This is a genomic window from Bifidobacterium sp. H6bp9 (assembly GCF_032193695.1).
Taxonomy (GTDB): Bacteria; Actinomycetota; Actinomycetes; order Actinomycetales; family Bifidobacteriaceae; genus Bombiscardovia; species Bombiscardovia kimbladii.
The window spans coordinates 204573-225831 of the sequence record NZ_JASTZY010000002.1 but is presented as its reverse complement, the minus strand read 5'-3'; the positions used below and the strand labels follow the sequence as shown (position 1 = coordinate 225831).

Here is a 21259-nt window from a genome sequence, read left to right as displayed (position 1 = left end):
GGATTGCATCAATGACTAACATTCAGCGTGCGCGCCGCCAGGTTCGCCTGTCCCGCGCTCTGGGCATCGCCCTGACCCCTAAGGCCCAGCGCCTGTTCGAGAAGCGCCCCTATGGCCCCGGCGAGCACGGCCGCAGCCGCCGACGCACCGAGTCCGACTACGCTGTCCGTCTGCGCGAGAAGCAGAGGCTGCGCGCTCAGTACGGTGTCTCCGAGAAGCAGCTGCGCGCCGCCTATGAGCGGGGTACCCACGAGTCCGGCCAGACCGGTGCCGCCATGCTTCGCGAGCTGGAGTGCCGCCTGGACAACCTGGTCCTGCGCGCCGGCATCGCCCGCACCACCGCCCAGGCCCGTCAGTACGTGGTTCACCGCCACATCCTGGTCGACGGCAACATCGTGGACCGCCCCTCCTACAGGGTCAAGCCCGGCCAGACCATCCAGGTCAAGCCCAAGAGCCAGACCATGGTGCCCTTCCAGATCGCCGCAGAAGGCGTCCACCGGGACGTGCTGCCCGCGGTCCCCGGCTACCTGGACGTGGACCTGGCCTCCCTGAAGGCCAGCCTGGTCCGCAAGCCCGAGCCGGAGGAGATCCCGGTTCAGATCAACATCCAGTACGTGGTCGAGTTCTACGCTCGCTGACCACCAGGAACTTTGGGGCCCCGGTTCGTCCGGGGCCCTTTGCGTGTCAGGATCTGCCACTCCTTCATAGGTATGGGTGGGATAATAGGGACATGTTGCTCCATCTGTATGCCGTCCGCCATGGGCAGACCTATTTCAATCGTTACAACCGTCTCCAGGGCTGGTCCAATTCACCCTTGACCTTATCGGGGCTGGAGGATGCCGACCGTGCGGGCCAGAAATTAAGCAAGGTGAGCTTTGCGGCAGCCTACTGCTCGGACACCACACGCGCCCAGGAGACAGTCCGCAGGATCCTGGCCCAGAACCAGTCGGAGAAGAAGCCTGAGCCGGTCAGCGACAGCCACTTCCGCGAGCAGTTCTACGGCTACTTCGAGGGGCAGGACATGGCCATGGCCTGGTGGGCCGCAGGCGCGCCTCATGGAGCAGGCACCTACCAGCAGATTGTGGACCAGTTCGGTCTGGCCGCCACCAGGGACTTCCTCAAGCAGGCCGACCCCTTTGGCGATGCCGAGTCCGACAGCGAGTACTGGACTCGCATTGCCGGCGGATTCGCCCTGATCGCCGCCGACCCGCATCTGAAGAATGCCGACCGCGTCCTGCTGATCTCGCACGGCAACACCTTGCTCAGTCTGGTCAACCGCTTCGGCGGCGGGCGTTACGACACCAGCAGTCGCCCAAGCAATGGAAGTGTCACCATATTCGACTTCGATACGGAGGCCCCCTTTGACCGCGCCCTCCAGGTCCGGTCCTTCAATCAATGAACCGGCTTCAATAGGCTAGTCATGGCCTGGACTGATAGACGGCGCGTGCTAGCGTTGTCCCCAGTATCGTACCAATGGAAGAGAGGTAGCAGATGGACGTAGGACAGATTGCCGGCCTGATAGCGGCCATTGCCTTCGCTATCCTGGCGGGGTTTCTGATCTATCCCCTGATTCGTCTGGGGAAGCTCTTCGATCAGCTGGCGCAGACCATCAAGCAGGCGGGCGACCATGTCGTGCCCACCCTGGACGAGTCTACCAGCACGGTCACCCAGCTCAACCAGACCCTGACTGACGTCAATCGCATCTCAGCAGCGGCTTCGACCACGGCAGGCAACGTTGGCGCCCTGACAGACCTGTATGGATCAATGCTGGGCAAGCCGGTCATCAAAGTGGCGGCCTTCTTCTACGCCCTGCGCAAGACGATCTCGTCATTCCTTTCAGGAGGCCGCAACAGCGCCGAATCCAAGTCCTCCACCGCACAAAAGTCCACCGCACAAAAGGCCAATGACGGCCAAGGGAACGAGGGGAGGACCCGCTGATGTTCAAACGGATCTTCTGGATGGGGCTGGGCGTCACGGCAGGCGTGGTCCTGGTGACCAAGGCCGAGGCCTATGTCAGGGCCAATACCCCCAAGCGTGCAAGGGAATTCGTGCTGGGCGAGGATCAGGACCAGGTGGCTTCACGGACCCTGTCCGGCCTGGTGCGCCAGTTCACCCAGACAATGCACCAGCGGCAGGAGGAGCTGGACCGCCGCTATCTGGACCGTTTCCAGGGCTGAGCCTGGGGCGGACAGGCCAGGACAGATGCGCCTGGCCGGTGTAAAATCACCATATTCAGCTATGAGTCCGGAGTGCGGGCGACTTGTTCGCGCCCCGGACAACCGAGTCATTTGGACAACCCGCAATCCCCTCGGCGTTCAACGGGTCTGAAGGAGCAGAAGCAGCATGCGCACATCGGAAATCGCCAAGCGTTTCCTCGATTATTTCCAGGGCAAGGATCATCTGGTGGTTCCCTCCGCCTCCCTGATCTCGCCCAATCCCACCACGCTCTTCACCATCGCCGGCATGGTCCCCTTCATCCCCTATCTGCTGGGGGAGCAGACCCCGCCCAGGAGCCGGATGGCCAGCAACCAGAAGTGCGTGCGCACCCTGGACATCGACGAGGTGGGCAAGACCACCCGTCACGGCACCTTCTTCCAGATGCTGGGCAACTTCTCCTTCGGAGACTACTTCAAGGAGGAGGCCATCCACTACGCCTGGGACCTGCTGACCAAGCCCCAGGACCAGGGCGGCTACGGCTTCGACCCCGATACGATCTGGGTGACCACCTACACCGATGACGAAGAGGCCCGCTCCCTGTGGAAGAACGAGGGCTTCGACCCCGAGCACATGGAGATCCTGGGCATGGAGGACAACTTCTGGACCACTGGCGGCCCCGGCCCCGGCGGCCCCTGCTCCGAAATTTACGTGGACCGCGGCCCTGCCTATGGCAAGGAGGGCGGCCCCTCGGCAGACGAGAACCGGTACATCGAGATCTGGGATCTGGTCTTCGAAAACTACGAGGTGGACAATGTCCGCTCCAAGACCGACCTGCACATCGTGGGGGAGCTGGAGCACAAGAACATCGACACCGGCGCCGGCCTGGAGCGGCTGGCCTACCTGCTTCAAGGCAAGCAGAACATTTACGAGACTGACGAGGTCTACCCCGTCATCCAGGCTGCCGAGAGCCTGTCTGGTCGGCACTACGGCGACGATGCCCAGGATGACGTGCGCTTCCGTGTGGTGGCCGACCATGTCCGCTCGGCTTTGATGATCATGAGCGACGGCGTCCGCCCCAGCAACGTCGGCCGTGGCTACGTGCTGCGCCGTCTGCTGCGCCGGACCATCCGCTCCATGAAGATGCTGGGCGTGGACCAGGAGGTCCTGCCCCAGCTCTTCCCGGTTTCCAAGGAGGCCATGGCCCCCAGCTACCCAGAGCTCAACGACACCTTCTCCGAAGTGGCCGAATCGGCCTACGGCGAGGAGCTGGCCTTCCGCCGGACTCTGGACAAGGGAACCACCATCCTGGACACAGCCGTCAACAAGGCCAAGAAAGACAAGGGTGATCCCGAAGTCTCCGGCAAGGATGCCTTTACCCTGCATGACACGTATGGGTTCCCCATCGAGCTGACCCTGGAGATGGCTGCCGAGCAGGGCGTCAAGGTGGATCAGGACGAATTCCGAAAGCTCATGAACGAGCAGAAGTCCAGGGCCCGCGCCGATGCCATGAAGAAGCGGCACAACGTGGATCTGAGCGTCTACGACGATATGCGCAAGACACTGGACGAGCCTCAGGTCTTCCTGGGCTACACCGACTTTTCCAGCCGCTCGACCGTCCTGGGCATCATTCAGGAGGGCAAGGGCGCGGTTCCGGCCGTCAAGGCACCTGCTCAGGTTGAGGTGATTTTGGACCGCTCGCCCTTCTACGCCGAGGCCGGTGGCCAGCTGGCCGACCAGGGTGAGATCCTGACCGACGACGGGGCCGTCCTGGAGGTGGACGATGTGCAGAACCCCGTCAAGGGGCTGACCGTCCACCGCTGCCGGCTGACCGAGGGAACGTTGACCCTGCAGGCCAAGGTTACGGCCACCATTGACCGGAACCGGCGTGGGGCCATTGCGCGTTCGCACACTGCTACGCACATGGTTCACAAGGCCCTGCGCGAGGAGTTGGGCCCCCAGGCCACACAGCGCGGCTCCGAGGATGCGCCCAACAGGCTGCGTTTTGACTTCCAGTGGTCGCAGGCCCCCAGCCGCCAGGCCATGGATGCGGTGGAATCCCGTGTCAACGATCGCCTGCGTGACAACCTGGCTGTGACCGCTCAGGAGATGAAGTACGACGACGCTATCGCCCTGGGTGCCATGCATCTGTTCGGGGAGAAGTACGGCGATGTGGTCCGTGTGGTCTCCATAGGCGAGGACGGCTGGAGCCGGGAGCTTTGCGGGGGAACCCATGTGGATCACGTGGGCAAGATCGGCGCGGTCTCCATCATGTCCGAGGCCTCGGTGGGCACCGGCGTTCGTCGCGTTGATGCTGTAGTGGGCCAAGGGGCCTACGAGTACAACGCCCGCGAGCACGCCTTGGTCTCACAGCTTTCAGACAAGCTCAACGCCCGCCCCGATGAGCTGGAATCCAGAATCTCGGCCCTGCTGGCCAAGCTCAAGGAGTCTGACCGCCGACTGGCGGCCACCTATGAGCAGCAGATGGCCCAGGCTGTGCCCGAACTGGCCAACCAGGCCCTGCATGCCCCGGAAGATGTCAAGATCGCATCCCGGAATATGGGCCGTTTCGGTTCTGTGGATGCCCTGCGCAAGACGGTGACCGACCTGCGGGCCCGCATGGGCGAGGAGTACCCGGTTGTGGTCGCCCTGGCCGGTGTCAGCGAGGATGACAAGCCGGTCATCTTCGTAGCCACCAATCAGGCTGCCCGTGATCGCGGCCTCAGGGCTGGCGACCTGGTCAGGACAGCCTCCAAGGTCCTGGGAGGCGGCGGAGGAGGCAAGCCTGACTTCGCCCAGGGCGGCGGTCAGGATGCCTCGGCTATTGATCGGGCCTTGCAAGCCCTGAGTGATCAGGTACGAGAGGGCTGAGCTTCCCGTGCGATCACATACAGCCGTATGGCTGGGGGTGGATCTTGGCGAAGCCAGGGTGGGTCTGGCCCTGTCGGATCCGGAGCTGACCCTGGCCTTTCCCGCTGGCAACATCAGGGTTCAGGGCGACTACTTCCAGGCCCTGGACCAGGTGGAAGACCTGATCCTGGACAAAAGCGTGTCCAGGGTCGTTGTCGGATATCCTCTGCTCCTGAGCGGTCAGGCTGGTCGCAGCGCCAAAAAGGCGTCCCGTTGGGTGCGCGCCTTGACCGGACGCCTTCAGGAGGCTGCCCGGGATGCCGACATTGCCCCTGACCAGCTGCCCAGTGTAGTATTGCGAGACGAACGACTGACGACCGTCAGCGCCCATCGTCAGCTATACGATGCCCGCGTGGACGGGCGAAGACATCGTCCTGTGGTCGATCAGCAGTCCGCTGTTGTGCTGCTGCAGTCGGCCCTGGACAACCAACGTGCCGACAAGGAGTGGTAATTGGCCGACGACATGCAGGAATTCTTCCAGGATAAGGTCCAGTGGGTGGCCGATGGGCAAGCCCCGGTCTCCGCTTTGCCGCCGCGCCCTCCTCGTTCGCGTCGTGAGATGCGTCGTCGGCGTGAACGTCGCCAGCGCCGTCAGCGGATCATGGTTCTCCTCATAGCTTTGGCCGTGGTGGTTGCTGCCTCCTGCGTGGTGATTCTGGTGGGCGGGCTACGCCATGGAACTCCCAGGATCGTAGCCACCAAGGAGGTCGCCCCTGATTATCCCGGCCCTGGCGGAGCGCCGGTGGAGTTCACGATCGAGAGCGGCCAGGGGGCTGATCAGGTCGGTGCCAACCTGGTCAAGGCTGGAGTGGTCAAGTCCACGGAGGCCTTTTTGCACGCCATCACCAGCGCCCAATCCGAGTCCAGGCTGGTGCCCGGCACCTTCGATCTTCGTCTGCGAATGAAAGCCTCCGATGTCGTGACCATTCTGACTGACCGGAACAAGGCAGGCGGCTTCCTGCAGGTGCGGGCCGGCGAGCGGGTACGTGATGTGATTGCCAGGGCCGCTCAGCTCTCTGGTGTGCCGCAGAGCGAATTCGATGCCTTGGTTCAAGCCAAGGGGGAGGGGATTCTGCCCCAGGAGGCCCAGGGAGACTTTGAAGGCTGGCTGCAGCCCGGGGAGTACGATGTGCGCAAGGCCGGGTCGGCCAAGGCCATCCTGACCAACCTGGTCTCCAAGCGTATTGAGCATCTGGATCAGCTGGGCGTACCCGGAGGTCAGGAACGGCAGACCATCCTGAATACAGCCTCGATTACCGAAGCCGAGGTCAACAAATCGGAATACTACGGCAAGGTGGCAAGGGTCATCGACAACCGCTTGGCCAAGGGAATGCCCTTGGGCATGGACAGCACGGTGGCCTACTCCAATAATGTCTCGGCCTTGAAGCTGACCGACGCCATGTTGCAGAACGCCGGCGACCCCTACAACACCAGGGTCCACCAGGGCCTGCCTCCAGGCCCCATCGGCAGCCCGGGAGACGAGGCCATCCAGGCGGCCATGCACCCGGAGTCGGGCAACTGGCTCTATTTCGTGACTGTCAACTTGGACACGGGAGAGACCAGGTTCAGCGACAACCAGGATCAGTTCAACCGCGACGTAAAGGAATACAAGGCCTGGGAATCCCGGCACAACGAGCAGAACGACTAGCGCCCTGCTCTTGGACCGCAATTGCCTAGACGGCGTCAATGATCAGGGCCGCTACTGCTGCGGCGAGGATGACCGGGACGTAGGCCAGCGAGAGCGGGTTGCGTGTTCCGGCCGAACCACGCCGACGAGCCAACCAGGCCAGTGCCAAGGCAATCAGCCCCAGCAGCCCCATCATCGCCCACCAGACCAGAATCGTTGCCCATCCCAGAACTGACAGGCTCAGGGCCACCAGACCTGTGGCCGTCACGTCGCCCAGCCCCAGGGCGCCGGGTCGGATCAGGGCCAGCAGGAGCTGAAGGCCTGCAGAGGCCAGAGTCAGCAGCAGGCACTGCACCAGCAGCATCGGCTGAGCCTGGAACAGTGAAAAGACCAGCAGGGTCACAGTCTGCAGAACCAGTCCCAAGAGCACTGGAAGACGTGGGACTCGCCGAGAGCGGATGTCGATCAGGGCCAGGAGGAGGGCGGTCAGCAGTCCCGGCGCTGGGATGAGGTAGACCATCTTCTAAGATAATCATACGTAGCCCTAACCTGGCAAACGAGGAACGAACGAGGAGCTTGAATATGTTGCGCTGGCAGACGGCAGGGGAATCCCACGGAGAGGCCCTGGTGGCCATGATGGAAGGTCTGCCCGCAGGGGTCGCCGTGTCCACCAAGGACATCGAATCAGCCCTGGCACGTCGCCGGCTGGGCTATGGACGCGGAGCCAGGATGGGCTTTGAACAGGATCGGGTTCGGCTGCTGACCGGGGTCAGACATGGACGGACGCTCGGCTCTCCGGTGGCCATCGAGATCGGCAATACGGAGTGGCCCAAGTGGGAGCGGATCATGAGCGTGGACGAGCTGCCTGCCGACCAGGAGCCTCCGGCGACCGGCCGCAACGCCCCGCTGACCAGGCCCAGGCCCGGCCACGCCGATCTGACCGGCATGCGCAAGTACGGGTTCACGGATGCGCGCCCAGTCCTTGAGCGCTCATCGGCCAGGGAGACCGCCTCCCGGGTGGCCCTGGGATCGGTGGCTGCCGACTTCCTTCAGCAGGCTTTGGGCATACGGACCGTCTCCCATGTCATTTCCATAGCCGGGGTCGGCCGGGAGGGCCATGAAGTCACGCCCGGCCCTGAGGACGGACCTGCCCTGGATGCCTCGCCGGTCAGGACCTTGGATAAGAATGCCGAGAAGCGGATGATGGCCAGGATCGACCAGATCAAGAAGGACGGCGACACCGCCGGAGGAGTCTTCGAGGTTATTGCCTATGGTGTGCCGGCAGGTCTGGGCACCTATGTGGAGGACGATCGCCGTCTGGATGCTGCCCTGGCCAGCGCCTTCATGGGCATTCAGGCCATCAAGGGCGTGGAGATCGGCGATGGTTTCAGTGAGGCTGATCGCCCCGGCTCGCAGGCCCATGACGAGATGGAGCCCGGTCCGGACGGCACCATCCGCAGACTCAGCAACCACGCAGGAGGCTTGGAGGGCGGCACGTCCAACGGCCAGCCCATCAGGGTCAGGGCCGCCATGAAGCCCATCTCCTCGGTGCCCCGGGCCCTGCGCACGGTGGATGTGGCCACCGGCCAGCCTGCCCAGGCCATCCATCAGCGTTCCGACGTGACCGCCGTGCCTGCTGCAGCAGTGATCGGCGAAGCCATGATGAACCTGACCCTGGCGCGATTCGTCTTGGAGAAGTTCGGCGGCGACTCGCTTGAGGAGGTTCGGCGCAACGCCCAGGCCTACCTCCAGTCCTGGCCCGAGCATCTACGGTGAGGGGCGGACTTCCATGATTGAAAGCAGCAGCATGCCCAAGGCCGTCGTCATCGGCATGCCCGGTGCGGGCAAGACCCGGCTGGGCAGGGAGACGGCCGCCCTGATCAAGGCGCCCTTCCGGGATACGGACCAGTGCATCGAGGAGGAAGCAGGCCAATCGGTCAGCGGGATCTTCGATACTCAGGGCGAGCAGGCTTTCCGCGGCATGGAGACCAGGACGGTCCTGGACCTCTTGAAGGACTTTCCTGGCGGCATCCTGTCCCTGGGAGGAGGCGCTCCCATGAGCACCGAGGTCTTCCAGGCGCTGCAGGACTATCGGCTGGCAGGAGGCGCTGTGGTCTACCTGGAAGTCGACCCCGAGGAGGGGGTCAGCCGAGCAGCTCGGTCGGATCATCGCCCCCTTCTACGCGGCGGCGCATCGGAGCGCTGGATGGCTCTCTATCGTGAGCGTCGCAGCGTCTACCAGGAGCTGGCCACCATCACCCTTAAATCCAGAAACACCACCCCCCGGGCCCTGGCCAGACGGCTGGCCGATGCCTTGACTGAGCGGGTTGTTCACGTCAGCGGTCCCGACCCCTACGACGTGAGGATCGGAGCAGGGGTGACCGGGCGACTGCACGAGCTGCTTGGCGACCAGACCATGCGTGTGGCCCTGATCCACACCCAGCCGGTCCAGCGTCATTCCGACCATGCCCGGGCCCTGCTTCGCCAGGCCGGGTATCAGGTGGTGGATCTTACCATTCCCGACGCAGAGGCCGGCAAGACCATCCAGGTCAGCCAGGGCATCTGGGAGCGTCTGGCCACCGAGGGCTTCACCCGTTCCGACGCGGTTGTGGGACTGGGCGGTGGAGCGGCCACAGACCAGGCCGGGTTCATCGCCGCCACCTGGATGCGGGGCATCCGCTATGTGAACTGCCCCACCTCCCTGCTGGCCATGGTCGATGCCTCCACCGGAGGCAAAACCGGCATCAACCTGGAGCAGGGCAAGAATCTGGTCGGCAGCTTCTACACCCCTGCCGGCGTCCTGGCTGATCTGCGGACCCTGCGGACCCTGCCCAATGACATCTTTGTAGAAGGCTTGGGCGAGGTGGCCAAGTCCGGGTTCATCATGGACGGAGGCATCCTGCGCGAGCTGGAGGAGCGGGCTGAGTCCCTTCGTTCCTTCGACGGACAGGAGTCCGACCAGTGGCTTGGCACGGTGGTCCAGGATCTGATCGAACGCACCGTAGAGGTCAAGGCCCGGCACGTCTCAGTGGACCTCAAGGAGTCGGGCTTGCGGGAGTTCCTCAACTACGGCCACACCCTGGGCCACGCCATCGAGAAGATCGAACACTTCACCTGGCGGCATGGCCAGGCAGTGTCCGTGGGCATGGTTTTCGCAGCCGAGCTGGCCAGGATCACCGGCCATCTGGATCAGGATGCGGTCGACTACCACCGGCAGCTTCTGTCCTCCCTGGGACTGAGAACCTGGTGGAACGGGGGCGACTTCGACCAGGTGCTGGCCCTCATGCATCGGGACAAAAAGGCCCGTGGCAACAAGTTGAGGTTTATCATTCTTGATGGTTTGGGCAAACCCACCCACCTGGACGACCCGCCGGTCTCGGCGCTCAAGGAGGCCTTCCAGGCCATACGCAAGGAGGAATGACATATGGCGGATGCCGACAAGGGCAGGCAGACGGTTCTGGTGGTCAACGGACCCAACCTGGGTCGGCTGGGTGTGCGGGACCCTGATGTCTACGGTCGCCAGGATCTGGCGACGCTGACCCGGGACTGCGAACAATGGGGTCTGCAGCTGGGTCTGGATGTCCAGATGCTGCAATCAGATGACGAGGGCCAGGTCATCCGCTGGATGCATCAGGCAGTGGACCAAGGCAGTGCCGTAGTGCTCAACCCGGCCGCCTTCACCCACTACAGCTATGGGCTTGCCGATGCCGCCGTCCAGGTCACCCAGGCAGGGCTTCCGCTGATGGAGGTCCATATTTCCAATCCTTCATCCCGGGAGGCCTTCCGCCGACGCAGCGTCATCTCGCCGGTAGCCACCGGCACCATCACCGGCATGGGCTTCTACGGCTACCGGCTGGCCCTGGAAGCTGTGGCCCACCTGCTGGAGACCGCATGAGCGACAGCGGGGAGACCAGCAAGAAAATCTCCGCACCGCCCAAGGCCATCCTTGTTCGCGGCGCCCGGGTTCACAATCTGCGCAACCTGGATGTCGACATTCCTTTGAATCACCTGGTGGGCATCGCCGGGGTCTCGGGCTCCGGCAAGTCCTCCCTGGCTCTGGGGGTCCTTTATGCCGAAGGCTCCCGCCGCTACCTGGAGTCCCTGTCCACCTACACCAGGAGGCGGATGACCCAGGCCCAGCGTCCCCAGGTGGAGTCGGTGCGCTTCCTGCCCCCCGCCCTGGCCCTGCGTCAGCGGCCGGGCGTGGGCGGCATGCGCTCCACCTTCGGCACCGCCACGGAACTGCTTAACGTGCTCCGGCTGATGTTCTCCCGGCTGTCCAGCCACGTCTGCCCCAATGGCCATCGCCAGGAGCCCACCCTGGCTGTCGCAGCCGAGATGCCCATAACCTGCCCGATCTGCAGCGCTAAGGTGGAGCCTCCCAGCGCCGAGGAGCTGGCCTTCAACTCCCTGGGAGCCTGCCCCACCTGCCAGGGGACCGGGACCGTGCGCGAGGTGGACGATGCCACCCTGGTCCCCGACGACAGCCTGACCATCGACCAGGGGGCCGTGGTGCCCTGGAGGACTTTCGGCTTCAACGTCCAGCCCGACATCGTTCGCGAGTTCGGAGTCCGCACCGACGTGCCCTGGCGGGATCTGACCGATCGGGAGCGGAGGATCGTCTTCGAGGGGCCGGCCGAGAAGAAGCACATCACCATTACTTCGATCAAGGGGGTCCACGAGCTGGACTTCACCTTCCGCAACGCACGGCTGACCGTGACCGAGGAGCTCAAGAGGGCCAACGACGACAAGCGTTTGGCCAAGGTGGCCAAGTTCCTGACCGAGCGGACCTGCCCGGACTGCCAGGGCACCCGCCTCAACCAGCGGGCGCGTCTGCCTCAGATCAACGGCGACAATCTGGCAGAGGTCACCTCCTGGCCCCTGGATAAGGTGCTGGACTGGGGTCGGCAGCTGCCGCCCACGCTGCCTGAACCCATGCAGCCCATGGCTTCGGCCCTCTGCAAGACATTGGATGAGATGGGCAGGCGGTTGATCCAGCTGGGCCTGAGCTACCTGACCCTGGACCGCTCCAGCGCCTCGCTGTCTACCGGGGAGCGGCAGCGGGCCCAGTTGGCCAGGGCTGTCCGCAATGAGACCACCGGTGTGCTCTATGTGCTGGACGAGCCCTCGACCGGTCTGCATCCTGCCAACCTGGAGGGGCTGATAGGGGTCATGCGCGACCTGCTGGCCGACGGCAATTCGGTGGTTTTCGTCGACCATGACGTCAAGGTGTTGCAATCAGCCGACTATCTGATCGAAATGGGTCCCGGAGCAGGGGAGCGCGGTGGCAGGATCCTGGCCCAGGGGGCTCCTGAGCGAATCGCCGCTGATCAGGACTCGCGCATCGCCGGTTTTTTGGATGGCAGCGAGCCCGTTTTGGTTCGGGATCGGCATCCCATGCCTGCAGAGCGTGACTGGATCCGCATGCAGTCAGGGCCCATTCATACGGTCCATCCTCTGGACCTGGCCATTCCGCGTGGATGCATGACGGCGGTGACCGGTGTATCCGGCTCCGGCAAGACCACCATGATCCTGGAGTCTCTGGTCCCGGCCCTGCAGGCCCGCATCCAGGGCGACCCCATGCCCAAGCATGTGCACAGTCTGGACCCGGCCGGCATCGACAGGGTCCGCTTGGTGGATTCCTCGCCCATAGGCATCAACGTGCGCTCCACAGTGGCCACCTATTCGGGGCTGATGGATCGGCTGCGCCGTCTCTTCGCGGCCACTGACCAGGCGAAAAAGGACAAGCTGGGCCTCTCGGCATTCTCCTACAACACAGGATCCCTGCGCTGCCCCCAGTGCGACGGAACCGGGCAGATCAGCCTGGACGTGCAGTTCCTGCCCGACATTCCCATCACCTGCCCCAGCTGCCATGGTCGGCGGTACCGTCCGGAGGCCGAACACTACCGCCTGTCGACGCCGGCACACCCGGAGTCTATGAGCCTGCCTGATCTGCTGGCCATGGAGGTGGGCCGGACCTTGGAGGTCTTCGCGCAGGGCCGCGAGTACACGGCCATCCGCCGAGGCTTGCAGACCTTAAAGGACCTGGGCCTGGACTACCTGACCCTGGGGGAGGACACCCCATCCCTGTCTGGCGGGGAGGCCCAGCGGCTGAAGCTCTCCAACGAGTTGGGCCGCAGGCAGAATGGCTCCATGTTCGTCCTGGACGAACCCACCACCGGCCTGCATCCCTTGGATGTGCGAGTCCTGATCGGGGTGCTGGAGCGCCTGGTCAGCAAGGGGGCCACAGTGGTCTTCATCGAGCACGATCTGGACATGATCGCCAATGCCGACCATGTGGTCGATATGGGCCCGGGCGGCGGCGACCGTGGCGGGAGCATCGTGGCCCAGGGCGACCCTGAATCAGTGGCCCGTAACCCGGATTCAGTGACCGGCCGCTACCTGGCCGACCACCTGCATCTGAGCCGTGCCTGAATCCGTCCCTTCTCCTCGAGTGTTGGCCGCTTTCTGGTCGCTCCTGCCTGATAGGCTGAAGTTCCATGGTCAGAGAACATGGAAATTCGCAAGGGCATATCACCAAACACATTTTCGTCACCGGCGGCGTGGTCTCTTCACTGGGCAAGGGGCTGACCGCATCCTCTCTGGGCCGACTGCTGAGAAGTCGCGGAATCCGCGTTCTTCAACAGAAGCTGGATCCCTACATCAACGTCGATCCGGGGACCATGAACCCCTTCCAACACGGCGAGGTCTACGTGACCGAGGACGGGGCCGAGACCGACCTGGACATCGGCCACTATGAGCGTTTCACCGATGTCTTCCTCTCCCAGAAGGCCAACGTGACCACCGGCCAGATCTACCAGTCCGTCCTGCGCAAGGAGCGGGCGGGGGAGTACCTGGGCCAGTGCGTCCAGGTCATTCCCCACGTGACCAACGAGATCAAGAGCCGCATGCGGGCCCAGGCCAGCGATGACGTGGACGTGATCATCACCGAGATCGGCGGGACCGTAGGCGACATCGAGTCCCAACCCTTCATGGAGGCCGCCCGCGAGGTGCGTCGGGACATCGGCCCGGACAACTGCATGTTCGTCCATGTCTCCCTGGTGCCCTACGTGGCCGCCGCCCACGAGCTCAAGACCAAGCCCACCCAGCACTCGGTCATGGCCCTGCGCCAGCTGGGCATCGCCCCCGACGCCCTGGTGCTGCGCTCGGACCGGCCGCTCAACCAGGGCATCAAGGACAAGATCTCCCTGATGTGCGACGTGGATGCCGAGGGCGTGGTCAACTGCGTGGATGCGCCCAGCATTTACGACGTGCCCAAGATCCTCTACAAGGAGGGTCTGGATGCCTACGTGGTGCGCAAGCTGGGACTGCCCTTCCACGACGTCGACTGGAACGAGTGGGAGGATCTGCTGGACCGGGTCCACAACCCCCGCACCAAGGTGGCCATCGCCATCGTGGGCAAGTACATCGACCTGCCTGACGCCTACCTGTCGGTCATCGAGGCCCTGAAGGCCGGCGGCTTCGCCAACCGGTCCCAGGTCCAGGTCAAGCTGGTGGCCGCCGACACCTGCGAGACCATGGACGGCGCCCGCAAGGCCCTGGAGGGCGTGGACGGCATCGTGGTCCCCGGAGGTTTCGGCATCCGCGGCATCGAAGGCAAGATCGGCGCCCTGCGCTACGCCCGTGAGACCGGCCTGCCCGCCCTGGGGCTCTGCCTGGGCCTGCAGTCCATGGTCATCGAGTTCGCCCGTCACGTCCTGGGTCTGGAGGACGCCAACTCCTCGGAGTTCGAGCCTGACTGTGAGAACCCGGTCATCGCCACCATGGAGGAGCAGAAGGCCATCGTGGCCGGCCATGGCGATATGGGCCACACCATGCGGCTCGGCGCCTACCCGGCAGTGCTCAAGCCCGACTCCCTGGTGGCCCGGCTCTATGGTTCCACCGAGATCTCCGAGCGCCACCGCCACCGCTATGAGGTCAACGTGGCCTACAAGGAGCGGCTGGACAAGGCTGGCCTGCACATCTCGGGTACCAGCCCGGACGGGCAGCTGACCGAGTTCGTGGAGCTCTCCCAGGACCAGCACCCCTTCTATGTGGGCACCCAGGCTCACCCCGAGTTCAAGTCCCGGCCCACCAAGCCGCACCCCCTCTTCACCGGCCTGGTCAAGGCCAGCCTGGAGCACGGAGGCCAGGAGGCGGCCTGAGGCCGATCCTTTTCGAACATTTTCGGTATGATCGCTCGTTTCCCTCTCGCAGGGAAGCGGGCGATCGTCCGTATCGACGGCTTTGTCAAGAGGGCCGGCTGGATTCCTTAGAGAGCGTAAGCCCAGGTCTGGCGGTTTACTACTGTCCTGGTTATTCTGTAAAGGTGTGATCGGCCGCATATGGCGGCCGTGCGTGTGTTAGGAGGTCTCAGCTCGTGGACAGCACCTCGCAGCGGACAGACACATCGCGGGATGTGGAAATGAGCCAGTACGTGGCCGACCGCTCCCGCGTCAATGAAGAGAAAATCAAAAAAGACGACCAGATCATCTCCGAGTTCGGCGACTATACCTATGGCTGGCACGACTCCGACGATGCCGGGCGCAACGCCCACAAGGGCATCGACGAGGACGTGGTCCGGGCCATCTCGGCCGACAAGGGCGAGCCTGACTGGATGCTGCAGATGCGTCTCAAGGGCTATCGGGCCTTCATGGAGAAGCCCATGCCCAAGTGGGGCGTGGATTTGAGCGGGTTCGATGCCGACGACTTCAAGTACTATGTCAAGCCTTTGAAGGAGCAGGCCAAGGACTGGAAGGACCTGCCCGACGACATCCGCACCACCTATGACCGGCTGGGCATTCCCGAGGCCGAGAAGAAGCGGCTGGTCTCCGGCGTGGCCGCCCAGTATGAGTCCGAGGTGATTTACAACTCCATCCGCGACGATCTGCGCAAACAGGGGGTCATCTTCCTGGATACGGACACGGCCCTGAAAGAGTACCCGGACCTCTTCCGCAAGTACTTCGCCACGGTCATCCCTCCGGACGACAACAAGTTCGCCGCCCTGAACACGGCGGCCTGGTCGGGCGGCTCCTTCGTATACGTGCCCAAGGGCGTCCATGTGGACATCCCCTTGCAGGCCTACTTCCGCATCAACACGCCCAACATGGGCCAGTTCGAGCGCACGCTGATCATCGCCGACGAGGGCTCCTACGTCCATTACGTGGAGGGCTGCACGGCCCCCATCTACTCTACCGACTCCCTGCATGCGGCCAACGTGGAGATCGTGGTCGAGCCCCACGCCCGCGTGCGCTACACCACGGTCCAGAACTGGTCCAACAACGTCTACAACCTGGTCACCCAGCGTGCATATGTGCGCGAGGGCGGCACCATGGAGTGGGTTGACGGCAACATCGGATCCAAGGCGACCATGAAGTACCCGGCCTGCATCCTGGCTGAGCCCTATGCCAAGGCCGAGACCCTCTCCCTGGGCTTCGCCGGCAAGGGACAGTACCAGGACACAGGCGCCAAGATGATCCACCTGGCACCCCACACCTCCTCCACCATCGTCTCCAAGTCCATCTCCCGCAACGGGGGAAGGGCCGCATACCGGGGCCTGGTCAAGATCATCAAGGGAGCCGAGAAGTCCTCCTCCTCGGTGGTCTGCGACGCCCTGCTGGTGGACGACTACTCCCGCTCGGACACCTACCCGCACGTGGACGTCCGCGAGGACGACGTCTCCATGGCCCACGAGGCCACCGTCTCCAAGGTTTCCGAGGACCAGCTCTTCTACCTGATGAGCCGTGGCCTGGAGGAGAAGGAGGCCATGGGCATGATCGTGCGCGGGTTCGTAGAACCCATCTCCCGGCAGCTGCCCATGGAGTACGCGTTGGAGCTCAACCGCTTGGTCGAATTGCAGATGGAGGGTTCGGTAGGCTGATGTCACAAAACAGCGAAATAACCATTCCGCATGCGGATCCCAAGGATCCCTATGCTTTCCCGGCCACCATGCCGTCCAGCGCCGACAAGGAGCCCCGCTCCTTCAACCCTGACGACTTCCCCATGCCCACCCGCAAGCAGGATGACTGGCGGTTCACCCCCATCGACCGGATGGAGGAGTTCTTCACCGTCTTCCAGCCCAGCGGCCTGACCAAGGTCTCAGTCACCATGATCGACGGGTCTGAACCGCCTGCAGATCAGGTCAGCTTCAGCCAGGTTCCCATGGATCAGGCCCCCTGCGGCACCGTCCTCAAGCCCAGCGACCGAGCGGCCGCTGTGGAGTGGGCCAGCGGCAAGCAGGCGACTGTGGTCAACCTCAGGGGCACCCTGGATCAGCCTGTGCTGGTCCGTGTCAACGGCGGCGGCCCCGAACTGGATGCCTTCCACCTGGTCATCAAGGCCGAAGCGGGCACCAAGGCCGATCTGGTGGTCGAACACCAGGGCCAGGCACGTCTGGCCGAGGGGGTTGAAATCGACATCGGTGACAATTCGCAGATGTCGACCACCTTCATTCAGGAGTGGGACAAGGGCAGCAAGCACATAGGCAACCACCGCATCCACCTGGGAGCCGAGGCCTCCCTGCGTCACTCGGTGGTCAGTCTGGGCGGCGATGTCGTGCGGCTGCGCATGGACCAGGACTTCGGCGGCGAGCAGGGCGACCTGAACATGCTGGGCATCTACTTCGTCGATCCCGGCCAGCACATGGAGCACCGGACCATGGTGGTGCACAACCATCCCAACTGCAAGTCCCGTGTGGTCTACAAGGGGGCCCTGGACGGAATAGGCGCACACACCACCTGGGTGGGCAACGCGCTCATTCAGCCCACCGCGCCAGGAACCGACTCTTACGAGCTCAACCGAAACCTGGTGCTCACCCCCGGGGCCATCGCCGATTCCGAGCCCAACCTGGAGATCGAGAATGGCGACATCATCGGGGCAGGCCATGCCAGTTCGGTCGGCCGCTTCGACGACGAGGAGCTCTTCTACCTGCAGTCCCGCGGCATCCCCGAGCAGGAGGCCCGCAAGCTGGTGGTTCGAGGCTTCTTCGGCGAACTGGTGGAGGAGATCGACGTCCCCAGCGTCTCCGGGCACCTGATGGGGGTCATCGACCGCAGGCTGGCGGCCGGCGAGGATCAAGAGATGCAGCACGTTTTGGAGGAGAACTGACATGTCCACATTGGAAATCAAGGATCTGCACGTCTCAGTGGAGACCAAGGAGGGTCGCAAGCAGATCCTCAAGGGGGCCACGCTGACCGTCAACTCCGGCGAGACCCACGCCATCATGGGGCCCAACGGGTCTGGCAAGTCCACCCTGGCCTATACTTTGGCCGGCCATCCCAAGTATGAGGTGGATTCCGGCCAGGCCCTGCTGGATGGGAAGGATCTGCTCAAGATGACCCCGGACGAGCGGGCCAAGGCCGGGCTCTTCCTGGCCATGCAGTACCCGGTCGAGGTGCCGGGCGTGTCCATGACCAACTTCCTGCGTACGGCCAAGACCGAAGTCGACGGCAAGGCCCCGGCCATCCGCCAGTGGACCAAGGACCTGAATGATGCCATGAAGCGGCTGCGCATGGATCCCAAGTTCGCCCGGCGCTCCGTCAACGAGGGCTTCTCGGGCGGCGAGAAGAAGCGGGCCGAGGTTCTGCAGCTGGAGCTGCTCAAGCCCAAATTCGCCGTCCTGGACGAAACCGACTCCGGGCTGGACGTGGACGCCCTGCGCATCGTCTCCGAGGGGATCAACAGGGCCAAGGAGAACACCGGCATGGGCGTGCTCATGGTCACCCACTACACCCGAATCCTCAAGTACATCAAGCCCGACATCGTCCACGTCTTCGCCGACGGCCGCTTTGTGAAGACCGGCGGCCCCGAGCTGGCCGACACCCTGGAGGAGACCGGGTACGACCAGTATCTGCCCGAGGGCGCCGACTCGGAATCAGCCCTGGCCTGAGGATAAGAGAAGAGGTCCGCAATGGTCATCGATGACAGCATTCGGCAGCAGTTTCCGATTCTGGACCAGCAGGTGCATGGCCACCCCTTGGTCTATCTGGATTCGGCCGCAACGGCTCAGAAGCCCCTGGCGGTCATCGATGCCGTTCGGGACTTCTACCTGAAGGACAACGCCGGGGTGCATCGGGGCGCGCACGAATTGGCCGCCCGCAGCACCATGGCCTTCGAGCATGCCCGCTCCCGCGTGGCCGCCCTGGTAGGCGCAGAAGGCCAGGAGGGCGGCGAGGAGATTGTCGTCACCGCCGGGGCCACAGCGGCTCTGAACCTGCTGGCCACCGCTTTCGGCAACGCCAGCCTGGGCCGTGGAGGCAAGGCGGCACGTCGATTCGCCCTGAAGCCGGGGGATGAAGTCGTGGTCAGCAAGGCCGAGCACCACTCGGTCCTCCTGCCCTTCCAGGAGCTCTGCTACCGGAGCGGAGCCGTCCTTAAGCATTTCGATCTGGCCCCGGATGGCCGTGTTCTGGCCGATACAGCCGACCAGGTCATCACCGAGCGAACCAAGGTGGTCGCCGTCACCCACGTCAGCAATGTGACCGGCGCCGTCACTGATATCAAGCCCATCGTCCGTCGTGCCCACCAGGTGGGTGCCTTGGTGGTGCTGGACGTTTGCCAATCGGTGCCTCACCTGCCTGTGGATCTGCATGCCATGGATGTGGACTTCGCTGCCTGGAGTGCTCACAAGATGTATGGCCCCACCGGTGTGGGCTTCCTCTACGGCCGCCGTGAGTTGCTGGAAGCCCTGCCCCCGGCTTCATTCGGCGGATCCATGGTGGAGCTGGCCTATCTGGACCGCCCAGCCAGCTATATGGATCCTCCGGCCCGGTTCGAGGCCGGCACCCAGCCGGTGGCCCAGATGATCGGCGCTGGCGTAGCTGCCGATTGGCTGATGGATCTGGGCATGGAGAACGTGGCCGAACACGAGAAGGCCATCACTGCAGGTCTGCTGAGGCTGGGGGAGTTGGACGGGGTACGCATCCTGGGGCCGACCACTCCCGAGGACCGGATAGGCACGGTCGCCTTCGACGTTCAAGGGGTCCATCCCCATGACGTAGGCCAGTATGTGGATTCGCGCGGCATTGCCATCCGCGTAGGACACCACTGCGCTCAGCCGGTCCATCGGCACTTTGGCCTGATGGCCTCCAACCGGGCTTCGACCGGCGTGTACAACACCGTGGCCGACACGGATGCCCTGCTGGATGCCGTCGCCGGGGTCCGCAGGTTCTTCCGGGTGGCCTGAGGGTCTTCACCGGCAGCGCATAGACGGATTTGGCAAAGACATACTGGTAGGTTTGAGGACATGGCGGATTTCGGGATGGATGACGAAGAACTGGAGCAGATGTACCAGGAGGTGATCCTGGACGCAGCCCGGGATCCTCACGGGCGTGTAGGGGATCAGGCTGATGGGGGAGAAGACCCTGATGGCGACGGCGTGACCATCAGGGTGGAGCACGAGGCCTGCCTGGCTGCCGAGTCCCACCAGTTCAATCCCACCTGCGGGGATCAGGCCACCATTCATGTGGAGGTGGCGCCCGGCGAGCAGGGCGGTCCCGACCTCATCCAGCGGATCGTCTGGCAGGGTTCGGGTTGTTCAATCAGCCAAGCCAGCCTGTCCATCATGGTGGATCTGGTCCAGGGACAGACCGTTGACCATGCCATGGATCTGGCTGCAGACTTCCGCCAGCTTATGGAATCGCGGGGAGCCGGAATCGAGGACGAGAGGAAGCAGGACGCTCTCGGTGATGCCATGGTCTTCCAGGGCGTGTCCAAGTATCCTATGCGAATCAAGTGCGCCCTGCTGGGCTGGGAGGGCATGAAGGCCTCGGTGGCCCAGGCCCTGTCAGCTGGGCGAGAGGGCGACAAAGGTGAGAAGGAGGAGCAGGCATGAGCGGCAATACGAATCTGGTACCCGAGCCCCAGGACTCCATCCTGGCCTCGGTGGGCAGGGCCATCAGCGATCCCGGCACGGCACAGGCCCTGGCCAGCAATCCCCTGGGCGCGGAAACGGTGCTGAAGTCGGCCGCAGGCGGTTCCATGCGTCAGGTCGACGGCCAGGCGGACAAGAAGTCCGATTCGGCCAAGTCTGACGATCAGCGTGCCAACTCAGCTAACTCTGAAGGCTCCCCTGAAGGCCCGTCAGCGGACCAAGGCTCGAGTGCCCAAACCCCGGCCAGTGCGTCGGCCGCCAATGGTGGGAAGACTGCGGATCAGAATGCCGCTGATGCTGAGGCCGCCGCTGAGGAGGCCATCCCTCTCAAGGCCGTCGACGACATCGGCCGGGCCACTGCTGAGGATGTCAGGGAGGCCCTGCACCAGGTCATCGATCCCGAGCTGGGCATTGACGTGGTCGATCTGGGATTGGTCTATGGCATCGAAATCGACGAACTGGGACGGGCCATCATCACCATGACCCTGACCACGCCGGCCTGCCCGCTGACCGATCTGATCGAGGACCAATGCGCCAGCGTCTTGGCGGGCCTGGTCGAGGAGTTCCGCATCGACTGGACCTGGTCGCCGCGTTGGACCCTGGACATGATCACTCCTGAGGGTCGTGAGCAGCTGGCCGCCATCGGCTTCAACTTCGAGAACATGCCCACCTATCAGTGAGGGTGTCCGCCCGGTAGA

Annotated in this window: 19 protein-coding genes; 18 read left to right on the top strand and 1 reads right to left on the bottom strand. The window is 63.9% G+C overall.

Annotated elements, in window-relative coordinates; genetic code table 11:
• Positions 1-11 precede the first annotated feature (11 nt).
• The 7 genes from rpsD (at position 12) to mltG (ending at position 6712) form a co-directional block, all read left to right on the top strand.
• Entirely contained in the window at positions 12-638 is a 627-nt protein-coding gene (gene rpsD / locus QRX40_RS04610; protein WP_015021916.1) for a 30S ribosomal protein S4, read from the top strand.
• A 92-nt stretch (positions 639-730) separates the two neighbouring features.
• Complete coding sequence (locus QRX40_RS04605) at positions 731-1399, top strand: histidine phosphatase family protein (protein ID WP_313836609.1); 669 nt, start codon at positions 731-733, stop codon at positions 1397-1399.
• Between the two features lie 92 nt (positions 1400-1491).
• Positions 1492-1938, top strand: coding sequence for a DUF948 domain-containing protein (locus QRX40_RS04600; protein WP_313836607.1), 447 nt, complete (start codon positions 1492-1494; stop codon positions 1936-1938).
• Positions 1938-2177, top strand: a complete 240-nt coding sequence (locus tag QRX40_RS04595) for a hypothetical protein (RefSeq protein WP_101432447.1) — start codon at positions 1938-1940, stop codon at positions 2175-2177. The genes QRX40_RS04600 and QRX40_RS04595 overlap by 1 nt, the downstream gene beginning before the upstream one ends.
• Positions 2178-2343: 166 nt before the next feature.
• Positions 2344-5025, top strand: a complete 2682-nt coding sequence (alaS, locus tag QRX40_RS04590; protein WP_313836605.1) for an alanine--tRNA ligase — start codon at positions 2344-2346, stop codon at positions 5023-5025.
• Between the two features lie 7 nt (positions 5026-5032).
• Positions 5033-5515, top strand: coding sequence for a Holliday junction resolvase RuvX (ruvX, locus tag QRX40_RS04585; protein ID WP_313836604.1), 483 nt, complete (start codon positions 5033-5035; stop codon positions 5513-5515).
• Positions 5516-6712, top strand: coding sequence for an endolytic transglycosylase MltG (gene mltG / locus QRX40_RS04580; protein ID WP_313836602.1), 1197 nt, complete (start codon positions 5516-5518; stop codon positions 6710-6712).
• Between the two features lie 25 nt (positions 6713-6737).
• Here the strand turns inward: mltG and QRX40_RS04575 are convergent, their stop codons facing one another.
• Positions 6738-7211 (bottom strand): hypothetical protein, encoded by a 474-nt coding sequence (locus QRX40_RS04575; protein ID WP_313836600.1) that lies wholly within the window; start codon positions 7209-7211, stop codon positions 6738-6740.
• 62 nt (positions 7212-7273) lie between these two features.
• Between QRX40_RS04575 and aroC the strand changes: the two genes are divergently transcribed.
• The 11 genes from aroC (at position 7274) to QRX40_RS04520 (ending at position 21241) form a co-directional block, all read left to right on the top strand.
• Positions 7274-8467, top strand: coding sequence for a chorismate synthase (gene aroC, locus QRX40_RS04570; RefSeq protein ID WP_313836599.1), 1194 nt, complete (start codon positions 7274-7276; stop codon positions 8465-8467).
• Positions 8468-8480: 13 nt separating this feature from the next.
• Positions 8481-10112, top strand: a complete 1632-nt coding sequence (locus QRX40_RS04565; RefSeq protein ID WP_313836597.1) for a bifunctional shikimate kinase/3-dehydroquinate synthase — start codon at positions 8481-8483, stop codon at positions 10110-10112.
• Between the two features lie 3 nt (positions 10113-10115).
• Entirely contained in the window at positions 10116-10586 is a 471-nt protein-coding gene (locus QRX40_RS04560) for a type II 3-dehydroquinate dehydratase (protein WP_313836596.1), read from the top strand.
• Positions 10583-13126, top strand: coding sequence for an excinuclease ABC subunit UvrA (locus tag QRX40_RS04555; RefSeq protein ID WP_313836594.1), 2544 nt, complete (start codon positions 10583-10585; stop codon positions 13124-13126). The genes QRX40_RS04560 and QRX40_RS04555 overlap by 4 nt, the downstream gene beginning before the upstream one ends.
• 65 nt (positions 13127-13191) lie before the next feature.
• The gene (locus QRX40_RS04550; RefSeq protein WP_313836592.1) at positions 13192-14856 is read left to right on the top strand and encodes a CTP synthase; all 1665 of its coding nucleotides are present in this window, start codon (positions 13192-13194) and stop codon (positions 14854-14856) included.
• Between the two features lie 260 nt (positions 14857-15116).
• The gene (gene sufB / locus QRX40_RS04545) at positions 15117-16571 is read left to right on the top strand and encodes a Fe-S cluster assembly protein SufB (protein ID WP_081581024.1); all 1455 of its coding nucleotides are present in this window, start codon (positions 15117-15119) and stop codon (positions 16569-16571) included.
• A complete protein-coding gene (gene sufD / locus QRX40_RS04540; RefSeq protein ID WP_101432437.1) occupies positions 16571-17797 on the top strand; it encodes a Fe-S cluster assembly protein SufD in 1227 nt (408 codons plus the stop codon). The genes sufB and sufD overlap by 1 nt, the downstream gene beginning before the upstream one ends.
• A gap of 1 nt (position 17798) precedes the next feature.
• On the top strand, positions 17799-18578 hold the full coding sequence (sufC, locus tag QRX40_RS04535; protein WP_313836590.1) for a Fe-S cluster assembly ATPase SufC: 780 nt from the start codon (positions 17799-17801) through the stop codon (positions 18576-18578).
• Between the two features lie 21 nt (positions 18579-18599).
• Entirely contained in the window at positions 18600-19874 is a 1275-nt protein-coding gene (locus QRX40_RS04530; protein ID WP_313836588.1) for a SufS family cysteine desulfurase, read from the top strand.
• A gap of 60 nt (positions 19875-19934) precedes the next feature.
• Entirely contained in the window at positions 19935-20522 is a 588-nt protein-coding gene (gene sufU / locus QRX40_RS04525) for a Fe-S cluster assembly sulfur transfer protein SufU (RefSeq protein ID WP_198200508.1), read from the top strand.
• Positions 20519-21241 carry a metal-sulfur cluster assembly factor gene (locus tag QRX40_RS04520; RefSeq protein ID WP_045924502.1) on the top strand — a complete coding sequence of 241 codons (723 nt, stop codon included), beginning with the start codon at positions 20519-20521 and terminating at the stop codon, positions 21239-21241. The genes sufU and QRX40_RS04520 overlap by 4 nt, the downstream gene beginning before the upstream one ends.
• Positions 21242-21259: the final 18 nt, after the last annotated feature.

What these genes read in the sequence shown, in the direction of transcription:
- rpsD (WP_015021916.1), top strand. Translation starts at nt 12, where the DNA reads ATGACTAACATTCAGCGTGCGCGCCGCCAGGTTCGCCTGTCCCGCGCT.
- QRX40_RS04605 (WP_313836609.1), top strand. Translation starts at nt 731, where the DNA reads ATGTTGCTCCATCTGTATGCCGTCCGCCATGGGCAGACCTATTTCAAT.
- QRX40_RS04600 (WP_313836607.1), top strand. Translation starts at nt 1,492, where the DNA reads ATGGACGTAGGACAGATTGCCGGCCTGATAGCGGCCATTGCCTTCGCT.
- QRX40_RS04595 (WP_101432447.1), top strand. Translation starts at nt 1,938, where the DNA reads ATGTTCAAACGGATCTTCTGGATGGGGCTGGGCGTCACGGCAGGCGTG.
- alaS (WP_313836605.1), top strand. Translation starts at nt 2,344, where the DNA reads ATGCGCACATCGGAAATCGCCAAGCGTTTCCTCGATTATTTCCAGGGC.
- QRX40_RS04575 (WP_313836600.1), bottom strand. Translation starts at nt 7,211, where the DNA reads ATGGTCTACCTCATCCCAGCGCCGGGACTGCTGACCGCCCTCCTCCTG.
- aroC (WP_313836599.1), top strand. Translation starts at nt 7,274, where the DNA reads ATGTTGCGCTGGCAGACGGCAGGGGAATCCCACGGAGAGGCCCTGGTG.
- QRX40_RS04565 (WP_313836597.1), top strand. Translation starts at nt 8,481, where the DNA reads ATGATTGAAAGCAGCAGCATGCCCAAGGCCGTCGTCATCGGCATGCCC.
- QRX40_RS04560 (WP_313836596.1), top strand. Translation starts at nt 10,116, where the DNA reads ATGGCGGATGCCGACAAGGGCAGGCAGACGGTTCTGGTGGTCAACGGA.
- QRX40_RS04555 (WP_313836594.1), top strand. Translation starts at nt 10,583, where the DNA reads ATGAGCGACAGCGGGGAGACCAGCAAGAAAATCTCCGCACCGCCCAAG.
- QRX40_RS04550 (WP_313836592.1), top strand. Translation starts at nt 13,192, where the DNA reads ATGGTCAGAGAACATGGAAATTCGCAAGGGCATATCACCAAACACATT.
- sufB (WP_081581024.1), top strand. Translation starts at nt 15,117, where the DNA reads ATGAGCCAGTACGTGGCCGACCGCTCCCGCGTCAATGAAGAGAAAATC.
- sufD (WP_101432437.1), top strand. Translation starts at nt 16,571, where the DNA reads ATGTCACAAAACAGCGAAATAACCATTCCGCATGCGGATCCCAAGGAT.
- sufC (WP_313836590.1), top strand. Translation starts at nt 17,799, where the DNA reads ATGTCCACATTGGAAATCAAGGATCTGCACGTCTCAGTGGAGACCAAG.
- QRX40_RS04530 (WP_313836588.1), top strand. Translation starts at nt 18,600, where the DNA reads ATGGTCATCGATGACAGCATTCGGCAGCAGTTTCCGATTCTGGACCAG.
- sufU (WP_198200508.1), top strand. Translation starts at nt 19,935, where the DNA reads ATGGCGGATTTCGGGATGGATGACGAAGAACTGGAGCAGATGTACCAG.
- QRX40_RS04520 (WP_045924502.1), top strand. Translation starts at nt 20,519, where the DNA reads ATGAGCGGCAATACGAATCTGGTACCCGAGCCCCAGGACTCCATCCTG.